At 40.7% G+C, this 19454-nt stretch carries 15 protein-coding genes; 3 read left to right on the top strand and 12 right to left on the bottom strand.

What is annotated here, in order from left to right; translation table 11 throughout:
* Positions 1-149: 149 nt before the first annotated feature.
* A complete protein-coding gene (nagB, locus tag A9970_RS15720) occupies positions 150-2078 on the bottom strand; it encodes a glucosamine-6-phosphate deaminase (protein ID WP_182982959.1) in 1929 nt (642 codons plus the stop codon).
* A gap of 141 nt (positions 2079-2219) precedes the next feature.
* Positions 2220-3368 carry a methionine aminotransferase gene (locus A9970_RS15715; RefSeq protein WP_182982958.1) on the bottom strand — a complete coding sequence of 383 codons (1149 nt, stop codon included), beginning with the start codon at positions 3366-3368 and terminating at the stop codon, positions 2220-2222.
* Between the two features lie 72 nt (positions 3369-3440).
* Between A9970_RS15715 and A9970_RS15710 the strand changes: the two genes are divergently transcribed.
* Complete coding sequence (locus A9970_RS15710) at positions 3441-4124, top strand: peroxiredoxin (RefSeq protein ID WP_153845338.1); 684 nt, start codon at positions 3441-3443, stop codon at positions 4122-4124.
* Positions 4125-4278: 154 nt separating this feature from the next.
* On the opposite strand, the gene radA is transcribed toward A9970_RS15710, so the two are convergent.
* The 3 genes from radA to A9970_RS15695 all read right to left on the bottom strand — a co-directional run bounded on the left by radA (position 4279) and on the right by A9970_RS15695 (position 8779).
* Complete coding sequence (radA, locus tag A9970_RS15705; protein WP_182330535.1) at positions 4279-5664, bottom strand: DNA repair protein RadA; 1386 nt, start codon at positions 5662-5664, stop codon at positions 4279-4281.
* A gap of 233 nt (positions 5665-5897) precedes the next feature.
* Entirely contained in the window at positions 5898-7058 is a 1161-nt protein-coding gene (locus A9970_RS15700; RefSeq protein WP_182982957.1) for a dipeptidase, read from the bottom strand.
* Positions 7055-8779: a serine hydrolase gene (locus tag A9970_RS15695; protein WP_182982956.1), complete on the bottom strand. Its 1725-nt coding sequence runs from the start codon at positions 8777-8779 to the stop codon at positions 7055-7057. Before A9970_RS15695 ends, A9970_RS15700 begins: the two co-directional genes overlap by 4 nt.
* A gap of 197 nt (positions 8780-8976) precedes the next feature.
* Between A9970_RS15695 and xseA the strand changes: the two genes are divergently transcribed.
* Positions 8977-10263: an exodeoxyribonuclease VII large subunit gene (xseA, locus tag A9970_RS15690; RefSeq protein ID WP_182982955.1), complete on the top strand. Its 1287-nt coding sequence runs from the start codon at positions 8977-8979 to the stop codon at positions 10261-10263.
* Between the two features lie 42 nt (positions 10264-10305).
* Entirely contained in the window at positions 10306-10527 is a 222-nt protein-coding gene (gene xseB, locus A9970_RS15685; RefSeq protein WP_182982954.1) for an exodeoxyribonuclease VII small subunit, read from the top strand.
* Here xseB and A9970_RS15680 read toward each other — a convergent pair whose 3' ends face one another.
* The 7 genes from A9970_RS15680 to A9970_RS15650 form a co-directional block, all read right to left on the bottom strand.
* Positions 10528-10905 (bottom strand): hypothetical protein, encoded by a 378-nt coding sequence (locus A9970_RS15680; RefSeq protein ID WP_182330537.1) that lies wholly within the window; start codon positions 10903-10905, stop codon positions 10528-10530. It lies immediately after the preceding gene.
* Positions 10906-10952: 47 nt separating this feature from the next.
* Complete coding sequence (locus A9970_RS15675) at positions 10953-11597, bottom strand: MgtC/SapB family protein (protein ID WP_120335676.1); 645 nt, start codon at positions 11595-11597, stop codon at positions 10953-10955.
* Positions 11598-11682: 85 nt separating this feature from the next.
* Positions 11683-12396 (bottom strand): pirin family protein, encoded by a 714-nt coding sequence (locus tag A9970_RS15670; protein ID WP_182982953.1) that lies wholly within the window; start codon positions 12394-12396, stop codon positions 11683-11685.
* A gap of 98 nt (positions 12397-12494) precedes the next feature.
* Complete coding sequence (locus A9970_RS15665) at positions 12495-13241, bottom strand: aspartate/glutamate racemase family protein (protein WP_153845331.1); 747 nt, start codon at positions 13239-13241, stop codon at positions 12495-12497.
* Between the two features lie 56 nt (positions 13242-13297).
* Positions 13298-14281: a DUF4973 domain-containing protein gene (locus tag A9970_RS15660; RefSeq protein WP_153845330.1), complete on the bottom strand. Its 984-nt coding sequence runs from the start codon at positions 14279-14281 to the stop codon at positions 13298-13300.
* 15 nt (positions 14282-14296) lie between these two features.
* Entirely contained in the window at positions 14297-16354 is a 2058-nt protein-coding gene (locus tag A9970_RS15655) for a RagB/SusD family nutrient uptake outer membrane protein (protein ID WP_153845329.1), read from the bottom strand.
* An 11-nt stretch (positions 16355-16365) separates the two neighbouring features.
* On the bottom strand, positions 16366-19452 hold the full coding sequence (locus tag A9970_RS15650) for a TonB-dependent receptor (protein WP_259655411.1): 3087 nt from the start codon (positions 19450-19452) through the stop codon (positions 16366-16368).
* Positions 19453-19454 lie beyond the last annotated feature (2 nt).

The following is a 19454-nucleotide window of genomic DNA, read 5'->3' as shown; positions in this document are numbered from 1 at the left end:
GGTAATTATTTTTATTTATTCTAAATAATAGCGCAAAGGTATAAAAAATAACCTATTTAGAATGATTAAAAACAAAAAAGTCCTGAACCACCTCAGGCTCAGGACTTTTTTATGTCGTCAGACAGTTATTTTATAGTCAGACAATTATTCTAGTCAAATTTCCATCTTACGAACGCTTCAATAGCTTCATAATTTGCAAGACCTAATTGGTCATATAAAGCTGCGGTTTCGCTTGTACGGTCTTCAGCACGTACCCAGAATTCACGTGGATCATCTCCAGGGAATACAGGTAAATCTTTTTGAGACTGGTGTTTGAAGATGGCTAAACGTTTGCGATAAACTTCTTGTGGAGATAACGGAACGGCCATTTGGATTTCGTGGATTGGATATTCATGCCATGCTCCTCTGTATAACCATAACCAACAATCTTTGGTCCACTCATCTGTTTTGCTCAATCTGCTCAATGCTTCAAACAAGATATCGAAACATACTTTATGCGTTCCATGTGGATCCGCAAAGTCACCCGCAGCAAATACCTGATGTGGTTTTACATGGCGCAACAATTCCATTGTTTGTTGAATATCATCTTCAAAAGATACATTTTTTGAGAACTTCTGTCTATCATAGAAGGGTAGATCCTGAAAATGGATATTTTCATCGGGCAAACCAACTAAACGAGCTCCCGCGATCGCCTCACCCTTACGGATCAATGCTTTGATTTTACGGACAAGTTCAGTATCGATCTGATTTGGTTTTTTTGTTGCAAAAATTGCTCTTTCCTCATCATAAATTCGACCGATCTGAGAAGCTTCCGCCTCTGCCCCTATTTGTTTTGCTAAATCTTCAGCAAACTCCAGATAACGTACGACATCATCATCCCAAACAGCTGTATTACCACAAGTTTGGTAAGCAACATGGACATTGTGTCCTTGGTCTGCCAGACGAATAAATGTACCCCCCATCGAGATGACATCATCATCAGGGTGTGGAGAAAATACAATTACATTTTTCTTCGCTGGATTGGCACGCTCAGGACGTTGTGAATCGTCAACATTGGGTTTACCTCCTGGCCATCCCGTGATCGTATGCTGAAGTTCGTTGAATATACGGATGTTGATATTATATGCCGGACCGGTCTCTGTAACCAACTTGGCCATCCCGTGTGCATTATAATCCTCGTCGGTAAGTTTCAGAATTGGTTTTTTGATCTCCAAAGCTAACCAAACGACTGCTTTTTTAATTAACGAAGGTGTCCAGGTAACATCTTCTGCCAACCAAGGAAGATCAAAACGTGTCAACAATGAAGCAGCAGCTTCATCAAGAATAAATTCAACGTTATCTGATAATTGAAGATAAGTTGCAGGAATCTCTGAGGAGATTTCACCTTCAACTGCTTTTTTAATGATCTCAGCCTTTGTTTCGGTCCAAGCCATTAAAATAATCTCTCTTGCTTTGAAGATTGTACCTACGCCCATGGTAATCGCTTTTGTTGGTACATTTTCTTTTCCACCAAAAGCACGGGAAGCATCGCGACGAGTCAAATCGTCCAACGTTACTACACGTGTACCTGAGTTAGGTGCAGAACCTGGCTCATTGAATCCGATATGGCCTGTACGGCCAATACCTAATAATTGAATATCTAAACCTCCTGCTGCTGTAATCTTCTGTTCGTAAGCCTCACAGAATGCATTTACTTGATCAGAAGCTAAGGTACCATCTGGAATATTTACATTGGCCGGATCAATATCTACGTGTTCGAACAAGTTTTTGTTCATAAAGGTCACATAGCTCTGATCAGCATCAGGTTGCATCGGGTAGTATTCGTCAAGATTGAAGGTAATCACGTTCTTAAAGCTTAAACCTTCTTCTTTATGCAAACGAATCAATTCTTGATAGACTTTTACCGGTGTGGCACCGGTAGCAAGGCCCAGAACAGCTTTCTCACCTTTCTCTTGCTTTGCACGAATAATTTCAGCAATACGATTTGCAACGTTTTTCGAAGCTGAATTTTGATCTGGATAGACGCTCACAGGGACTTTTTCGAAGCGCGTTTCTTCCAATAAATTTAATCTAGCCATTTTATGGGTATGTTGATAAACGTGAATTACAAATTTATAAAATTAGTACCTCAAGTTGAAGTAAAATTTTAATAAAGTGGTTCTTTCTTAGCGATATTTTAAATAAAACCTTTTAGCTATTCTTTTAGGTCAATAATACGATTATACCTTATTCAAAATCTCAACGGCTTTTAATAGCGTTTCATCCTTTTTAGCGAAACAGACCCGCAAAACTTGTTGATTTGTCGCTTCTTTATAGAACGCTGAAAGTGGGATTGTTGCAATTTTGTGTTGTCTAGTTAACGAACAAGCAAATTCAAATTCCTTCTCCTGACTGATAGCACTATAATCTATATTAAGGAAATAAGTTCCTTCGCAAGGAAGAATCTTAAACCGGGATTCCCTTAATCCATCCTTCAACAAATTCCTTTTCCGCTCAAAAAAATCCGATAGGCCTTTGACATAGCTTATATCCTCCAGATATGCTGCGATAGCGAATTGCATGGGTGTATTTACGCTAAATACATTGAATTGATGTACTTTTCTAAATTCTTGAGTTAATTGCGGCGGGGCAATGCAATAGCCAATCTTCCAACCCGTGGTATGCAATAACTTTCCAAAGGAAGCAATAACAAAACTTCGCTCCCGCAAGGTGGGTATTTCCAGTACCGATTGCGGCGAAACACCATCGAAAACAATATGCTCGTATACTTCATCACTCAACAACAGTGCGGTGGTACTTGCCAGCAAATCCCCAAGTTTAATCAGTTCTTCTCGACCCAGTACTTTGCCTGTTGGATTATTTGGATTATTGATGATGATTAAGCGGGTTTTGGAATTAATTAACGTAGCTACGTAATCCCAGTCAATCTGAAAATCAGGAGCCAATAATCGCACGGGAACAACCTTACCGCCAAATAATTCGATAGTTGGCGCATAACAATCGTATGCCGGTTCAAAGATAATAACCTCATCTTGTGGTCTAACAACTGTGGCAATAGCTGTAAAAATTGCTTGCGTACCGCCAGATGTCACAGTAAGCTCCGCTGTTGCATCAACCGCCACGTCATAAACTTCACGATATTTTTTAGCGATAGTATCACGTAATGCCTGTGCTCCAATCATTGGCGCGTATTGGTTATGTCCCTGTTCCATTGTCTTAGAAACCAATTGAACCAACTTCGGATCTGTCTCAAAGTCAGGAAAACCTTGCGACAGATTTAAAGCTTGCTGCTCGTTAGCAAGCATCGTCATTTTGGTAAAGATCGTCGTGCCGACATGTGGAAGTTTAGAAGTTAGGTTGAAGTTCATTTTTTGACATTTTATTAATCTACTAAATTAGTGGATTTTCTTATATTTGTAAATATATATAAGAATAATAACATGATAAAATACATCACACTACTTTTTTTAGTTCTGCCATTCTTTGGTTCTGCACAAAAAAAAGAACTTACCAAAGAGGAGTATATTGCCCGTGTCAAAGCTTCTCCAGATTCAATCTCGACATTGGTTGACTTGCGTAGAGTTGGAGGTTATGACCCTGTATACCCCGAGCTTCAGGCGCTTTATAATACCTTGAGTAAAAATGTCAAGAATTCAAGTGAAGGAAAAGAGTTTCAAGATTACTTAAATACATTGGAAACGGTTCAAATTGGAAAAATAGCGCCAGCGTTTACGCAAAATGATACCACTGGTACCCCTGTAAAGCTTTCGGACTTTAAAGGAAAGTATGTTCTCCTTGATTTTTGGGCATCTTGGTGTCCGGATTGTCGTGTCGAAAGCCCAGATCTTGTAAAAACATACCAACAATTTAAAGGTGAAAACTTTGAAATATTGGGTATATCCTTTGATAAGGATCGCAATTCTTGGATTAAAGCCATCCATGCAGATAAATTGCACTGGCGTCATGTTTCGGATCTCAAACGTTGGCAAAATGATGTCGGAACATTATACGGCGTAAAATCTATTCCACAGAATGTACTGATCGATCCCAATGGGAAAATCGTCGCCAAGAATTTACATGGTGATGCTTTACGCGCGAAATTGAAAGAAGTCTTGAAAAAGTAAACTATAGACGATCCATAAAAAAGACCATGTTTTAGTAAAAGCATGGTCTTTTTTATTTTTATTCTTTGGAAAACGCCATTTTTCTGAAAAAATCTATATTAAGATGATCCCAGTAAATTAGGATATTAAACGATTGATTGCCCCTTTTTCTCGCTTAGCCAAACAAAGCACTGAAGATGTCCTCCAATTTGGCAACCGGACGAATGGCAATATTATATTTTTTAGCATCCAATCCTTTGGTATTGAATTTAGAAATAAAAATACCATCAAAGCCCAGCTTCTCGGCCTCCTGTATACGCTGTTCAATGCGATTTACGGCCCTTATCTCGCCCGATAAACCAACCTCACCGGCAAAAGTCAGATTGGATCGAATCGCGATATCTTGTTGTGAAGAAATAATTGCAACAACAACAGCCAAATCGATCGCAGGATCTTCAACACGCAACCCACCGGCAATATTCAAAAACACGTCCTGTGCACTTAACCTAAAACCAAAGCGTTTCTCTAAAACAGCCAGCAGCATGTTTAATCGCTTCGTATCGTAACCTGTAGAAGAGCGCTGAGCAGTTCCAAACGCCGAATTACTCACCAGAGCCTGTACTTCAATCATCATAGGGCGCACTCCTTCGAGCATCGCCGCAATGGAAACGCCACTAACAGGTTCATCGCGCTGGGAAATCATAATCTCCGAAGGATTTGACACCTCCCTCAATCCCGAGCCCTGCATTTCATAAATACCCAGTTCTGAAGCAGATCCAAAACGATTTTTTACGGCCCGTAAAATCCGGTATACATGATGACGATCACCCTCGAATTGAAGCACCGTATCCACCATATGTTCTAAAACCTTGGGACCTGCAATAGACCCGTCCTTGGTAATATGCCCTACAATAAAAACTGGTGTACTGGTTTCCTTTGCAAACCGCAGCAATTCTGCAGTACATTCGCGTACCTGAGAAACCGACCCTGGCGCCGATTCAATTTGTGAGGAATGTAAAGTCTGTATAGAATCTATTACAATGACATTGGGCTGCACCGTCTCGATCTGCTTGAAAATATTTTGAGTAGATGTCTCGGTAAGGATATAACAATTTGCTTTAGAAGATTGTGACAATCGCTCTGCCCGCATCTTAATTTGCTGTTCACTTTCTTCCCCAGAAATATAAAGTGTCTTGACTTGTGGGATCGATAAAGCGAGCTGTAACATCAACGTAGACTTCCCAATACCGGGTTCACCTCCGATAAGTACCAATGATCCCGGAACAATACCACCACCAAGAACCCGATTAAACTCCTGATCTGGAGTCAATATCCGTAATTCATCCTGATAGACAATTTCGTGGATGATGGCAGCTTTATTCGCTCTTTTCGTACTTCCGCCTGTGGTGGAACTACGCCATTCGGGCACTTTTGAGCTCGCTTTTTCGACGACTTCCTCAACAAAACTATTCCATTGCTTGCAAGAAGGGCATTGCCCCATCCATTTGGGAGACTCGTAGCCACAGTTTTGACAGAAATATGCTGATTTTGATTTTGCCATGCTACGAAATTACAAATTTATAGCTGTTAAAAGCGTAATATCATGCCCCGTACGTATTATATTACCCAAGATATTACGGAAGGACTGATCAGCCTTTCCATAATGTTACTCCTATGGCGGCTTAAGTCAATACAAAGTATTACTATATACCGCATCACTACTTTAGTAATACCTCAACAATACTGCATGTATACTGGAACCTCACTGAAAAGCCTTAAAAAAAACCGAAGTGTTTATTCTTCATTTTCTTTTAAGATCCGCAAGAAATTTTGTCCCATGATCTTCGCAACATCCGTTTTTGTATAACCTCTCTCCAACAGCGCTTTGGTCAGTAGTGGAAATTTAGAAACATCTTCCAGACCTTGGGGTGAGGATTCTATGCCATCGAAGTCCGAGCCTACAGCAACGTGATCAATACCCACTTTTTTGACCAAATAGTCGATATGATCCAATAATTTCGACAGGGGAGCATCGGCTTGCCGTTGAAGTTCTTTTGGCAACTTTTCATACATAGACCAAGTACTCAATTTTGTATCCCCGTTATCACCAAATTTACCCACATACAAATCCTTAAGCCTTGTTTCATAGGCTGGATCCAAAAAACCTGAATAAAAATTGACACCAACAACGCCCCCATTTTTTTTCAGCGCCTCCAATTGTGCATCTTTCAGATTGCGGAAATGTGGACATAATTCATAGGCGTTGCTATGGGAAACCAAGATCGGTTTGGTCGTTATCGCCAGCACATCATAGAAAGTCTGCTCTCCTCCATGCGACAGATCAACCATCATCCCTAATTCGTTCATCTTCTGGATAATTGCTCGACCTTTTGCCGTCAACCCTTTATCCTTGGGATTCATACGACCTGATTCCATTGCAGCACAACTCGCCCAAGACAAATTGTAGTTCCAGGTCAAAGTGAGGTATTTGGCACCACGCTCATAGAGTCGCATTAAATGATCAACACTTCCCTCAATCATATTTCCGCCTTCAACCCCAATCAAAGCGACTATTTTTCCCGTTTTTAAGATTGAATCGATATCACGTGAAGATTTTGCCAAACTTATTTTATCGGTATTTGCTGCAATCATCTTTTCCAATGCATCTATCTGGTCATTGGCGTGCTTAAATGCCCCAGATTTCCACTTCGCATCATCGGACCACACAGCAAATACCTGCACATCGACACCTCCCTCCCGCAGTCGCGGTAAATCAGTAGATCCCGTACTTATTCGCTGACCAATATTTTTCCCCTGGAAAATGGATTCGTAAATCACATCATTGTGTCCGTCGACGACCACCAAATCTTGGTGTATCTGTTTATAGTCTTGACTATATCCAACATTGTTGAGTGTTGTCATTGCTAGTCCAAGTAATAGCAGGCCTTTTATCATTTTTGACTTTCATTGATCGTTTCATAAATAGCGTCCTGAATCCTGCTCCTGATATTCAGATCCAACAGCCTAGTACTCACCTGAGGATGTACGCGATTAGACAAAAAGATATAGATCAGTTGATTTTGTGGATCAATCCAGATACATGTTCCTGTATAGCCTGTATGACCAAAGACCGAGCTATTCGCTAACTTAGATGGATATTCATTTTTCGGATTTGGATCCCAACGGTCAAAACCTAAGCCCCGGCGACTGCTTGTCGATTGCCTGGAGGTAAATAAATCTATTGTTTCGGTTTTAAAGTAGCGCTCTCCCCCGTACTCTCCTCTATTCAATAACAGTTGACCATAGATTGCCAAATCATTTGCTGTAGCAAATAATCCAGCATGCCCGGCAATACCGCCAGCCATTGCCGCACCCTGATCGTGGACATAGCCTTCTAGCAATGTTTTCCGAAAAGAGGTATCCTGCTCGGTAGGAACGATTTCATCCTTTGCAAAACGCTGACGGGGAAGGTAACCAGCACGCGTCATCCCCAATGGCCTGTAAAAGTTCTCCTGCACATAATCTTGCAGAGGTTCAGCGGTCTGATGTTCTGCAACTTCTTTCATCACGTACATACTGATATCACTATACACATAATTTCCAGTGGGTTTTACAGGTGATTTTAGCATCTCGGGCCACATGACATCGCGGTAATAATTGTTGAGAATATAGCTATTGTCGGCCATTTTCACTTGATGGTTATCATCGCGCGCTGAAACAACGTCTCCAACTTTCAGATATTTATAGAAGGGAATAAAAGGTGTAAATCCTGCTTCATGCAACATCACGGAACGAAGCTTGATATCCTTTTTATTGGTATACTTTGCCTGCCATAGGTAATATCCCATGGTACTATCCAAATTAATAATATTCCGCTCGGTAAGACGCATAATTACAGGAGTAGTACCGGCAATCTTACTGACAGATGCGAGATCAAAAATATCAGTTGTTTTTGTGGGAATATCTTTGGAATATGTGTGAAATCCGTAAGATTTCTCCAAGAGTACTTGTCCGTCTTTCACGATCATCACAACAGCTCCCGGTGTTGCTTGCTTATCGATGGCTTCTTGTGCAATGGCATCAATTTTCTTCGTCAATTTGGTCAGGTTCAGATTAGAACTTGATGCAGCGCCATATTGCAGCCTTGTCTGTGTGGTTTTGACATGACCGGCGGTTATAGGAATCCCACCAAAAATAGACATTGCCATCTGACGCTGTCCAATCTCTGAAAAAGGAGCAAGTAATTCGATCAAATCAGACTGTGGATGCTCCGATAAACTCTTTTTGCTCTTTTCATTTTCAAAAAAATGACAAAGGATAACTTTTTTATTGTTTAATACGGCCTGCTTCAACTGTGCTAGACAATCTGCATCTAAGTCATCTTCCTTTCCAGCCACAATAATGGTGTTATAATATTTGATGTCCTCATCAAATTTATTAAAATCAAAGATTTTGGTGTTTGCATAGCGGGCCAACTGTTCTGTGAACATCGCATATTTTGCAGCGTTAGGAACGACAACTGCAATACGAAGTTGATCCAGGTTTTCTAAAGGTAGCAACTGATCGAGGTTATTAAACAGTATCGTTTCGTTCTTAATCGTAGACTTATATTGAGCAAACAGGGGGCTAATACAGAACAAACCTGCAAATAAAGCCCCAAAAAATCGTTTTTTCATTCTGCTTTTATCGTTTTTTAGGTTCTATCAAATAAAAATACGAATTAAATAACGAAGGAATATGCTCGCTCGAAAAAAAATCAATTTTGTTACTCTACTTGACGATGTGAGTTAATAAAATTCTTTCATCCTTTGGCCATAGCCTATTCAACCATCCCCCGATTGCATCATGAAGGTTTTTTCTGTAAGTTTGACTAATGCCAGAATTGATTCAAGATAAAACAATATTTTCCTTGCTGGAAGTCAGCCGCAGTATCCAAAAGACACTTGCGGAGCGGTATAAGAGTTTGTACTGGATCAAAGCCGAAATGAACAAGCTCAATCATTATACGCATTCTGGCCACTGTTACCCTGAACTGGTTGAAAAACAGGATGGTAAAATTGTCGCTGAAATTCGGTCCATCTTATGGAAAGCTGATTACAATCGTATCAACAACAATTTTCTTAAAGTCGCCCAAGAACCTTTGCGAGAAGGGATTACGATGTTATTTCAGGCAAGTATTTCCTATGACCCCATGTACGGATTAAGTTTGCGCATTGTTGATATTGATCCGACTTTTACCTTAGGTGAACTTGAAAAGGAGAAGTTAGACAGTATTCGAAAGCTGAAAGCAGAGGGCATATATGAGTCCAATAAATTATTGGGCTTTCCGGTGGTTCCCAAAAGATTGGCGATTATTTCAGTAGAAACAAGTAAGGGACTTTCTGATTTTTACAAAATTATTAATCAAAACCCATGGGGTTACCGCATAGAATGTACGCTCTTTCCGGCATTATTACAAGGAGACAAGTCAGTACCTTCTATTATCAATCAGCTTGCAGTTATTGCTGAAAAAATCGACACGTACGATGTCGTCGCCATCATACGTGGAGGGGGTGGTGAGGTTGGGCTTTCCAGTTATAACAACTACTTATTGGCACGTGCTATCGCTATCTTCCCAATCCCTGTATTGACGGGCATTGGACATTCAACGAATTACACGGTTAGCGAAATGGTCGCCTATAAAAACGCGATCACTCCCAGTGAGCTAGCCGATTTTCTGATTCAGAAGTTTCATAATTTTGCTATTCCGGTTGATAAGGCTGCGGAAAGTATACAGCAACTCATTCTTACCCGATTTAAAGAAGAGCGCAATGTACTATCTCAGCTCGCAACGCATATACAATGGATCGGGAAGAGAGAAATTCAGTCCTCGAGGGCGGCCATTCAGCAATTTCAACATGAGCTGAACTCCTTGATAAAATTACGGCTTTACGAGCACAAAACGGCTTTGGCCCATACCGAACGAATTATTCAGCTATCTGATCCAATTAGGCTATTGAAACAAGGTTTTTCTATTACTAAGGTTAACGGAAAACTACTGCAGTCGGTGACACAAGTGTCTCCAGGGGATGTGATACAGACGATACTCGAATATGGCGAACTTACCAGTACTGTAACGGATAAATCGCCGACAGAAGGTTTGGATGCGGACCAGGCTTAATTTGGCCATCGGTACACAAAATTTTAAAGAAAGCATATCATAATGGAACAGAATTATACCTATACAGACGCCTTTAACGAGTTGCAAACAATCGTAAGGGAAATTGAAAATGGCACAACAAATATTGATGAGCTCGCAGGAAAAATCAAGAGGGCTTCCAACCTCATTCAAGTGTGCAAAGCCAAGTTAACAGCGACAGAGGACGAGGTAAACAGTTTATTACAGAAAATATCCCCTACTCAGGAAACGGATGATGACGAATAGTTAAACCAAACGACAAGGCACATCAAGATCCTCGGTAAAATAATAACTGGCACATAAGCGGTGGTAACCATCTGCTATGATAAGTTTCCCGTTTGCCCGAACCAACAGAATTGGAGATAGCTTTTCTTTCTTCTTGATCTTTCTTAGATTTTCCTTGACGTGGCAATTGGTATCAGGAAGTAGCGGAAGTGCACTAGCCCGCAAAATATCCTTGGATTTCTTTTTTATCGTAGTTGCTCCTCTAAGTTTGTCAACAAAAGCCTTACATTCTTCCGGAACAAATAAAAGCTCCAAATAATCGTAAGCTGCGGGGAAGTCATGTTCCTGGGGATCCGCTAACCAAAAAGCCTGTCCTTTTTCAATTTTAACTGTACTCATAATATAGATATCATTTCCTAATACATTTCAGCTCATCCTAAAGCTTGCTAATATTGATAAGCCACGACCTGCCTATCACGGCGCACTGTTTCTACAAACTCCCGATGTTTGGTCACATTTCCCGTCAATCGCCATATGGTATTCAAACTTTCTTTGTTATAGCGTTGACTTACAATGACTGCCTTAAAACCCATCCGTCTGATTAACTGCTCGGTATGTTCAAAATCTGCCTCAGATGAGGTCTGCAGTTCATAGTCTTTTATTTTGTGATAATTGTCAATATAGGTTTGTAAATACGTTAACAATGCCAAAATCGCCAAAACCAACCCTACACCAATAAACGCTAAAAATATATATCCGGCACCAACACACATGCCCAAGGAAGCTGCAGCCCAAATTGTCGTAGCGGTCGTTATACCACTTACTTTATTGTCTTCTTTGAAAATCACACCTGCTCCTAGGAAACCGATACCAGTAATAATGTTTGCCGCCAATCGATCTGGATTTGCCAATCCAATTTTTAATGAAAGAATAGTAAAAAGACAAGATCCAAAACTCACCAATATAAACGTCCTCAAACCCGCGGATTTATTGCGATATTCACGTTCAATCCCAATCAGCAGACCTATTAAGACTGATAACATAATAAGTAAAACGTCACGCGATTCGAAAGGTTGTAATAGGTTATCCATGAGTTTATTTCTTCTTCATCCAATTTAAGAAAAATAGGGAGATCTATCAAATGATCTCCCTATTAAAGAATAGCTTTTCTTCGACCTAATACATTGGTACTTCAATTAGCAGTAATGATGTATCATAGTAAGCTTCAATCGCTATTTTTTCTGTTTCGTATAAACCAATGGCATCCCTTCTTGAAAGCATTTCATTTGCTACAGCGATCTTTCCTTCCAAAACAAAAAGATAAAGCCCATTTTGCTCCGAATGAACAGTATACTCTATCTTTTTACCCGCCTCTATGTCTGCCAAGTTAAAATATGCATCCTGATGTATATGTACCGCGTTGTGATCCATTTTATCCGGTGAAACAATCGTTGCAAATTTATTGTGCCGATCTAATTGAAGGTAGGATTTCTGATCGTATCTGGGCTCCAACCCTATTTCGTTGGGGATTACCCAAATTTGTAGAAATTTAACAAGATCCTTCTGATCGCTATTAAACTCGGCGTGCTGCACCCCAGTACCTGCAGACATGATCTGCACATCTCCTGTTTGGATCGTACGGCCATTGCCCATACTATCCTGATGTGCCAGTGCCCCCTCCAGTGGTATGCTAACAATTTCCATATTGTCGTGTCCATGCCGATCAAAACCTTGACCACCTTCCACCTGATCATCATTCAATACCCTCAGGGCACCAAAATTCATCCTTTCGGGATCAAGATACTGTCCAAAACTGAATGAATGCGCACTTTTCAGCCAGCCGAAATCGACGTGGCCACGATCACTTTCCCGATGTATAATCTTTTGCATGTTGTCCTCCTTACTGCATAAGCTTCTAACTATCGAGGACAAAACCCATACCAACAGGAATATAAACCCAAAATCTGACAATTTGTCAAAAGAGAGGACTATAGTGGCTTTAATTTATCTGGAGCAAGCGAATGAACGAGTGCACGTGCGAGAATTCTATTCGGGTCTATGACAATCATCCCATTGTAATCCCGTTCAGGGATAGCCAAAGGTAACTCTGCACAACCCAAAATAATGACCTGCGCTCCTTTCTTTTTCAGATCATCCATGACCAACAATAGATCTTCCCTTGCTTTATTCGCGATCGGTACCGGTTGGGCCTTTATTCCATAATCCTCATCATAGATTGCATTATTTACCTTCTCTTGCTGCGATCCTTCTGGCTCGACAACAACGAAACCTTTTCGAATAAATGCTTCCCGATATAAACTGCAGATCTGCTCTCCTGCGGTAGACAAAATCCCGACTGTCGTGTCGGGATAGTTTTCGTCTACAAATCGGACAGTCTCATAGACGATATGCAATAGCTTCAACGTGCTCCCCATACGAGCCATCTCATCTTGAACAACAGAAAAAATCGGTTCTGCATGTGCCGTATTGGACGGAATCGCCGCAATGGTCGCTCCGGCCATTTCAAGTTGTCTTAAAATTGCAGCGATAGCCTTACCGGGATTTACATTGGATTTATCCAATAAATACGCTGTTCGGTCAGAGATCAAATTTGGACATGAGAATAACAAGAGCGGCAAGTGTTCCTGATCGGATCTTGCCGCCGTCTCATCTATAATTTTCTTCGTAATATCCAAGCCGCCATAAGGGCCTAGTCCACCTACTATTCCAATCATAAAACTATTTTTATATCATAGATATAACCAATAGTCTTACAAATGGTTTGTAGAAATTACCATTCTATGGACTGATCTTCGTCAGGAATCTGCGTATTCAATTGCCGTTCCAAGATCAATGAGCCCGAAACCTTGAACTTAATAGCTGTCGTAGAGACCAAGGTATAATCCGTAAATTCATAATCCACATTATTTACCGTAATATAACGATGCAATAGGTAAGGACGTACAGCATCCATCTGTTCCGAAACAGTATAACTTGCATCTTTTTTAACAGTAAATTTCATATTTGGATTTTCAGCCCGAAATGTAACCCCACCAGTTTCATTGAACGTTGCAAAGACCTTATAATTCTTCCTGTCTTTACGATCTTCATCAATGTTCCCTGCATAAAAGAAAACTGTATTTTCATCAACTACATAGCTTCTTATTTGGCTCTTGACAATCGGAGTCTCACTTTCATGCCCATCCATAACGACTTTTAAGGCTGTGCCACTGTAAGTTCCTGAATAATTATTGAAAGGATTTATACGCAGCAATGCTTTCTTATAATATTTTCGAGGGTTTATTTTGTATTTAGCAGCAGGATCCTCCAAAATCGTCAATGGAAGCACCCATTTTTCGGCCATATCAATTCCTTTTAACGAAAAATCGATAGCCATTAATGCGGTGTTCTCCCCCGACTTTATATTTACGGTCTCAGGGATAGAAAAATACGTATTATTCAACTGCTTGTAATAGAAATCTTCTCTGGTCTGAAAACGTTCATAATTCAATATGCCCAATGTATCGGGATCCACCGCAACACGTACTGAAAGATCCGTATTATTTGTGGTCGATCCACTCACTTCCAACGGCTGTAGAAATGTAGTTTTTTGCCCTTCTTTATACCGGACATAAATATTTGCGACACCCTCATTTTCCAGAGGGGCTTTAAATGAAACGTAATGTTCAAATTGTTCCTCTTTCCATTCATCGTTGCATGCATAGCATGCACATAATACTATCAGGAAAAAAAGCTGTATAGATGACTTTTTCATAAATTGCATAGTTGATTAATCATTATAAGTCCAACCAGGGTTTTGTGTTAAATTCTTATTGCGTTTGAGCTCTGTATGACTAATTGGCCAAAACCACATTTTATCCGCGAAGGTCGTTTTCAATGTCCAGATCGCAACAGGTTGATAAAAAAGATCGCGTTCCTTTTCGTTCATCAAGACGTTACAGCCATAAACCGGCAAAGCTTCTTCAACCGGAGCATCCATCCAACGACGTAAATCATAATAACGTTGTCCCTCACCCATCAGCTCTATAAAACGTTCACGCTTTATTGTATTACGCAATTCATTCTTATTTCCATATACACTCGCCGAAAAATCAGGAACTCCACCTCTGATGCGAACAGGCTGAATACCTTTTTTAATTTCAGCTACATCACGGCTTATCGTATAACTTCCTCCACGCCAAGATGGAATCGTAAAAGAACCACTTAATTCATTTAATGCTTCGGCATACATCAGTAATATATCGGCATAACGGATCGCGGGTTCTGCCTTTGGAACGATACGCGATCCAACACCACCTTCATAGGTATCACTTGGGTGGACAAACTTTTTAACACCAAAACCCGTACGCAACCAATAACCATTAGCAGAGTTAAAGCCATTACCTTTTGGATCGGCACTATAATAAAAAACTTGTTTATTACGATTTTCTTCTTTAGTCTCATTCAGCAGCGTCCAGAAACTTCCGTTATAAGCAACTGAAGCATAAAACCGTGGCTCACGATTCGCATATTGTAAAGAAACTCCAGTACGCAGAGGCCGGTATTTTTTCGCATTATAATCATCCTGAGTAACATATCCCGTACTTCTATTGGATCCATTACCACGTCCTATTTCTTTATCCTTGCCAGGTACATCTGTCCCATCATTCATATAATAGGCATCGACTAGTTTCTGTGTAAGTCCATGTGTATTCCATCCTGTTGCAGAACGTGGTAACTGATGGATAACCATTTGGTCAATCCCCTCATTGGGCTGGTTACTACCACGTGTAAATATAAGCTCAGGATTACCTGAGGCAGATAAAGTACCGTCAAAGACCTGCGCGTATGATTTTGTTGGATCAATATTTGCCCATCCTTCAGGCCAGTTTTTACCTGAAAAATCATGATCCTCAGGTGGTTTTACTGTTGCATCATCCCCTGTTTCCTGAAAGGGTGCTGTATAAAGTTTGTATACTCCCAATTCGATCACATCTCGGGCAGCAGCAGCAGCCTTCGCCCATTTCTCTTCTTTAAAGTCGACAGACAACAATCGTTTTCCTTGTTTGTCTACCAATAGTGCAGCATAGCCGGAATTATTACCATTGGCCAACGGACTTGCAGCATAGAGCAGTACTTTAGCACGTGCCGCCAATGCAGCACCAACAGTTGGTCGAGCCGAACCGTCCTGCCCGCGCTTCATACCTAAGGATTCCATTTCTTTAGCAGCCTGTAACAACTCATCACTTATATAGGTTGCACATTCCTCATAGGTGCTTCGGGGAATTGCCAGATCGTCATAACTATCGGTATAATCCAGCCCTTCATCTGGTAACAATGGAACCGGGCCGTATTTACGGAGCAATAACCAGTAAAGATAAGCTCTTGCGAAACGTGCTTGTCCGCGATAATCTGAAATTTCAGTTGCAGACATTTCAGTGTTCATATATATGTTCTGAATAAAAGTCGAGGCATTACGAATACCAAAATAGCATTGCGTCCATGTGCCTTGTTTATCTGCTTCAGTATATTCTCCCATCTTGAACATATTATAGGACAACTCATTTTTCGATGGATCGTATACTTTATCTCGATCACCATAGTACATATCATCCGCAAAACAATGCGGCGTCAAGCCTTTACTCGCTACATCCGCATTCTCACCAACAAATTGCTGAAATACTTCGGCCAACCATTGCTCCGAGTACACTTTACTTTTAAATGTCTTCTCTATTGTAAGACGATCCTTAAAATATTGATCGGACTTTAAGTAATCTTTTTTGCAGGATGAGAATATACTTATTCCCAATACAAGCATCATGGCTATGTTTAGTTTCTTTCTTTGCATCTTAATAAGTTTTATAGGTTGACATTGATGCCAAACGTAAACGATTTAGGCAAGGGATAATCTTCTCCTCGTGGTGATGCCAGCTCAGGATCCCAAAGCTTGAATTTCGACCAGGTTAGCAGATTACTTCCAACCAAGAAAATACGAATGCTATTGGTTTTGATTCTGTTGGTAAGTTCTTTTGGTAAGGTGTAACCTATATCCAATGTCTTGAGACGGATATATTGGCCATTACGTAGCCAAAAAGTTGACTCCCTAAAATTATTCGGATTCTCACCATAACTCAATCTTGGATAAGAAGCATTGGGGTTTTCTGTTGAGGGGTCACCCGATATGTCCGCAGATATCCAACGGTTATCTCCCATTACTCCCTTCAGCACTTGTCCCCATTCACCTTCACTAAACGCATATACTGTCTTCCCATAGGTAAAGAACGTGGACTTCCCAGCGCCCTGGAAGTGAACGCTAATATCCAAACTCTTCCAGCTCACAGATGTACCGATACCATAGACAAGATTTGGCCGCCGTGTAGCTCCGATCGCTACACGGTCACCGTCATCTATGATACCGTCACCGTTGACATCTTTATATTTAATATCTCCAGGCTGATAAGTTCCGAATATTTGTTTCGGACTATTCCGTATATCATCATAGTCTTTAAATAACCCTAATGCTATAAGTCCCTTCGCCTGATCCACCCGATAGCCTTTCTGATTTTGATAACCATATACATTATTTTCTTCATCAATTTCCGTGATTGTATTTTTACTAAACGTAACGTTGCTGCGTGCAGTCACATTCACTTCGCCAATCTTTTGTCTATATTCAAGACGTCCATCAAAACCTTCAGATTTTACAGCCCCCACATTTGCACTTGGCACACTCCTAAGTCCAACCATGATTGGCAGGTAATTTCTTGCCATATAGATCCCCGTCCGTTCCTCATTGAAGAAGTCTAAATTCGCAACAATCTTATCTTTAAGCAAGGCGACGTCAAAGCCTAAATTTCTTTTTGTGGCCATCTCCCAGGTAACATTTGGCGAAGCGACCTGTGTATACTGCATTCCAGTGAAGTAACGGTTAGATCCATAATCCGCCCATTGATAACCATTGTTTGCGATCTCTCCGATGGTATATAGGTAAGGAAATCTCACACCACCAGCCAACTGATCATTACCGACTCTTCCCCAAGAATAACGAACCTTGAACATATTCAACCAGGAGACATTATTTTTCACAAAAGGCTCCTCTCCGATGTTCCAGGCTGCTGAAAACGCAGGAAAAAATCCATATTGTTTGCCTGGAGCAAAGTTTTCTGAACCGTTATACCCAAAATTAAAATCAGCTATATAACGCGATTTCCAATTATAGGTCAGTCTTCCCGCGAGACCTTGGTTTCTTCTTGCAATCCCATTTTTAATATCATCGCCAAGATCGACCGTCCGAATAAGGGCATCACGTGTAAAGCGGGCAACTGCACCAATATTATGATCACCAATACTGCGGTCATAATTGAACATCATATCATAAAACTCACGGCGTTCACCGCTAGCAGTACTCGACTGATACAATTCGTGCGGATCAGAAATATGGGTAAATACTAGATTTCCATTTTCATCCCGCGCACGTTCTGCCCGCCATTGTTCAGGCCATTTACGACGAGAAATGCTATTATCATTGTTGGTATCATAACCTATAATTCCCCTAAATCGTAATCCCTTGGTTATGAAATCAAAATTTTGCTCAATAGAAATGTTCGTCTGTATCTTATTTTGCCAATTCTCATTATACCCCGTCTGTGTAGCGATAACCCAAGGGTTTGTCTGATTTCCTGTTCCAATTGCTGGAACATAACCATTTGAATACATGACAGGTGTACGAATTGGAGAATACCCAAATAATACACCCCAAAAGTCATTATCTCCCAAGCCTGGGCTATTCCTTTTATTGAGGGAGCCTGCAACGCCAATTTTCAAAACGGTGCTTTTGGTCACGTTAATATCGGTATTCAACCGGTAGTTATATCTTTTGTAATTTGCATTCGTATTGTAATCGTTCCGCAATGTTTCATCCGTCTTGTACATTCCGCCTTCATCAATATAACTTCCGGACAAAAAATAACGCGCAGTAGACCCTCCCCCGGTCATATTCAGATTTGCCCGGTAAGTCATCGCTCCATCTTTGAGTAACAGATCCTTCCAGTTGACATTAGGATAAAGATCTGGATCCAATCCCAAACGTAATATTTCCAATTCTTCTGGTTGATAGATTGGTGCAAAGTTTCGCGTAATGCGCGCTTCGTTTAGGAGATTGGCATACGTAACACCATCTTCAAATTCAGGTGTAATGGTACGGGTATTATAAATATTCTCATCTTTAAAATTGATATTAATCTTACCGTCTTTCCCTCGCTTCGTGGTAATTAGTATAACACCATTAGCCCCTCGAGAACCATAGATTGCAGTAACAGCAGCATCCTTTAACACCGTAAAAGTCTCAATATCTTCAATATTTATGTCATTAATATCACGTTCGATATTGTCAACCAATATAAGAGCAGAAGAGCCGCCCCCAAATGTGGATATCCCCCGAATCCAGAATTCGGAAATATTTTTTCCCGGTTGGCCCGACTGTCCCATAGCAAATACCCCCGGCACGTTACCCGCCAATGCATTCGACAGACTTGAGGTTGGGTTTCCTTTCATGGTGTTTACATCAACACTACTTGTTGCGGCTGTCGATGTGAGCCTCTTTTGTGTACCGGTCCCTGTCACAACGACCTCTTCGAGCACACTGGTCTCTGATTCCTTCAATGTCACATTGATGACATGACCATCCTTTATTAATATTTCTTGTTTTACATAACCTACAGAAGAGAACACGAGCGTCTTGTAACGTTCTACTTTAATCTTAAAGTTACCCTTATTATCCGTTGTCGTCCCAAGTCCGGGAGCATCCTTTATGGAAATGCTGACACCAACAACTGGCGCCTTTTTAGCATCAGCAACGACACCTGTTACTTCTAGAATATCCTGTGCTAATACACCGAAAGAGCAACACAGAAGTAACAAACATGTTAGTAATATTTTATTCATCATCT

The sequence above is a fragment of the Sphingobacterium sp. UME9 genome (assembly GCF_014170215.1).
Classification (GTDB): Bacteria; Bacteroidota; Bacteroidia; order Sphingobacteriales; family Sphingobacteriaceae; genus Sphingobacterium; species Sphingobacterium paramultivorum.
The sequence above is the reverse complement of the archived record's forward strand: the minus strand, read 5'-3'. Positions and strand labels throughout refer to the sequence as shown.

Bases quoted from the DNA above. Each gene is read 5' to 3' on its own strand.
- nagB (WP_182982959.1), bottom strand. From the start codon at position 2,078: ATGGCTAGATTAAATTTATTGGAAGAAACGCGCTTCGAAAAAGTCCCT.
- A9970_RS15715 (WP_182982958.1), bottom strand. From the start codon at position 3,368: ATGAACTTCAACCTAACTTCTAAACTTCCACATGTCGGCACGACGATC.
- A9970_RS15710 (WP_153845338.1), top strand. From the start codon at position 3,441: ATGATAAAATACATCACACTACTTTTTTTAGTTCTGCCATTCTTTGGT.
- radA (WP_182330535.1), bottom strand. From the start codon at position 5,664: ATGGCAAAATCAAAATCAGCATATTTCTGTCAAAACTGTGGCTACGAG.
- A9970_RS15700 (WP_182982957.1), bottom strand. From the start codon at position 7,058: ATGATAAAAGGCCTGCTATTACTTGGACTAGCAATGACAACACTCAAC.
- A9970_RS15695 (WP_182982956.1), bottom strand. From the start codon at position 8,779: ATGAAAAAACGATTTTTTGGGGCTTTATTTGCAGGTTTGTTCTGTATT.
- xseA (WP_182982955.1), top strand. From the start codon at position 8,977: ATGCCAGAATTGATTCAAGATAAAACAATATTTTCCTTGCTGGAAGTC.
- xseB (WP_182982954.1), top strand. From the start codon at position 10,306: ATGGAACAGAATTATACCTATACAGACGCCTTTAACGAGTTGCAAACA.
- A9970_RS15680 (WP_182330537.1), bottom strand. From the start codon at position 10,905: ATGAGTACAGTTAAAATTGAAAAAGGACAGGCTTTTTGGTTAGCGGAT.
- A9970_RS15675 (WP_120335676.1), bottom strand. From the start codon at position 11,597: ATGGATAACCTATTACAACCTTTCGAATCGCGTGACGTTTTACTTATT.
- A9970_RS15670 (WP_182982953.1), bottom strand. From the start codon at position 12,396: ATGCAAAAGATTATACATCGGGAAAGTGATCGTGGCCACGTCGATTTC.
- A9970_RS15665 (WP_153845331.1), bottom strand. From the start codon at position 13,241: ATGATTGGAATAGTAGGTGGACTAGGCCCTTATGGCGGCTTGGATATT.
- A9970_RS15660 (WP_153845330.1), bottom strand. From the start codon at position 14,281: ATGAAAAAGTCATCTATACAGCTTTTTTTCCTGATAGTATTATGTGCA.
- A9970_RS15655 (WP_153845329.1), bottom strand. From the start codon at position 16,354: ATGCAAAGAAAGAAACTAAACATAGCCATGATGCTTGTATTGGGAATA.
- A9970_RS15650 (WP_259655411.1), bottom strand. From the start codon at position 19,452: ATGATGAATAAAATATTACTAACATGTTTGTTACTTCTGTGTTGCTCT.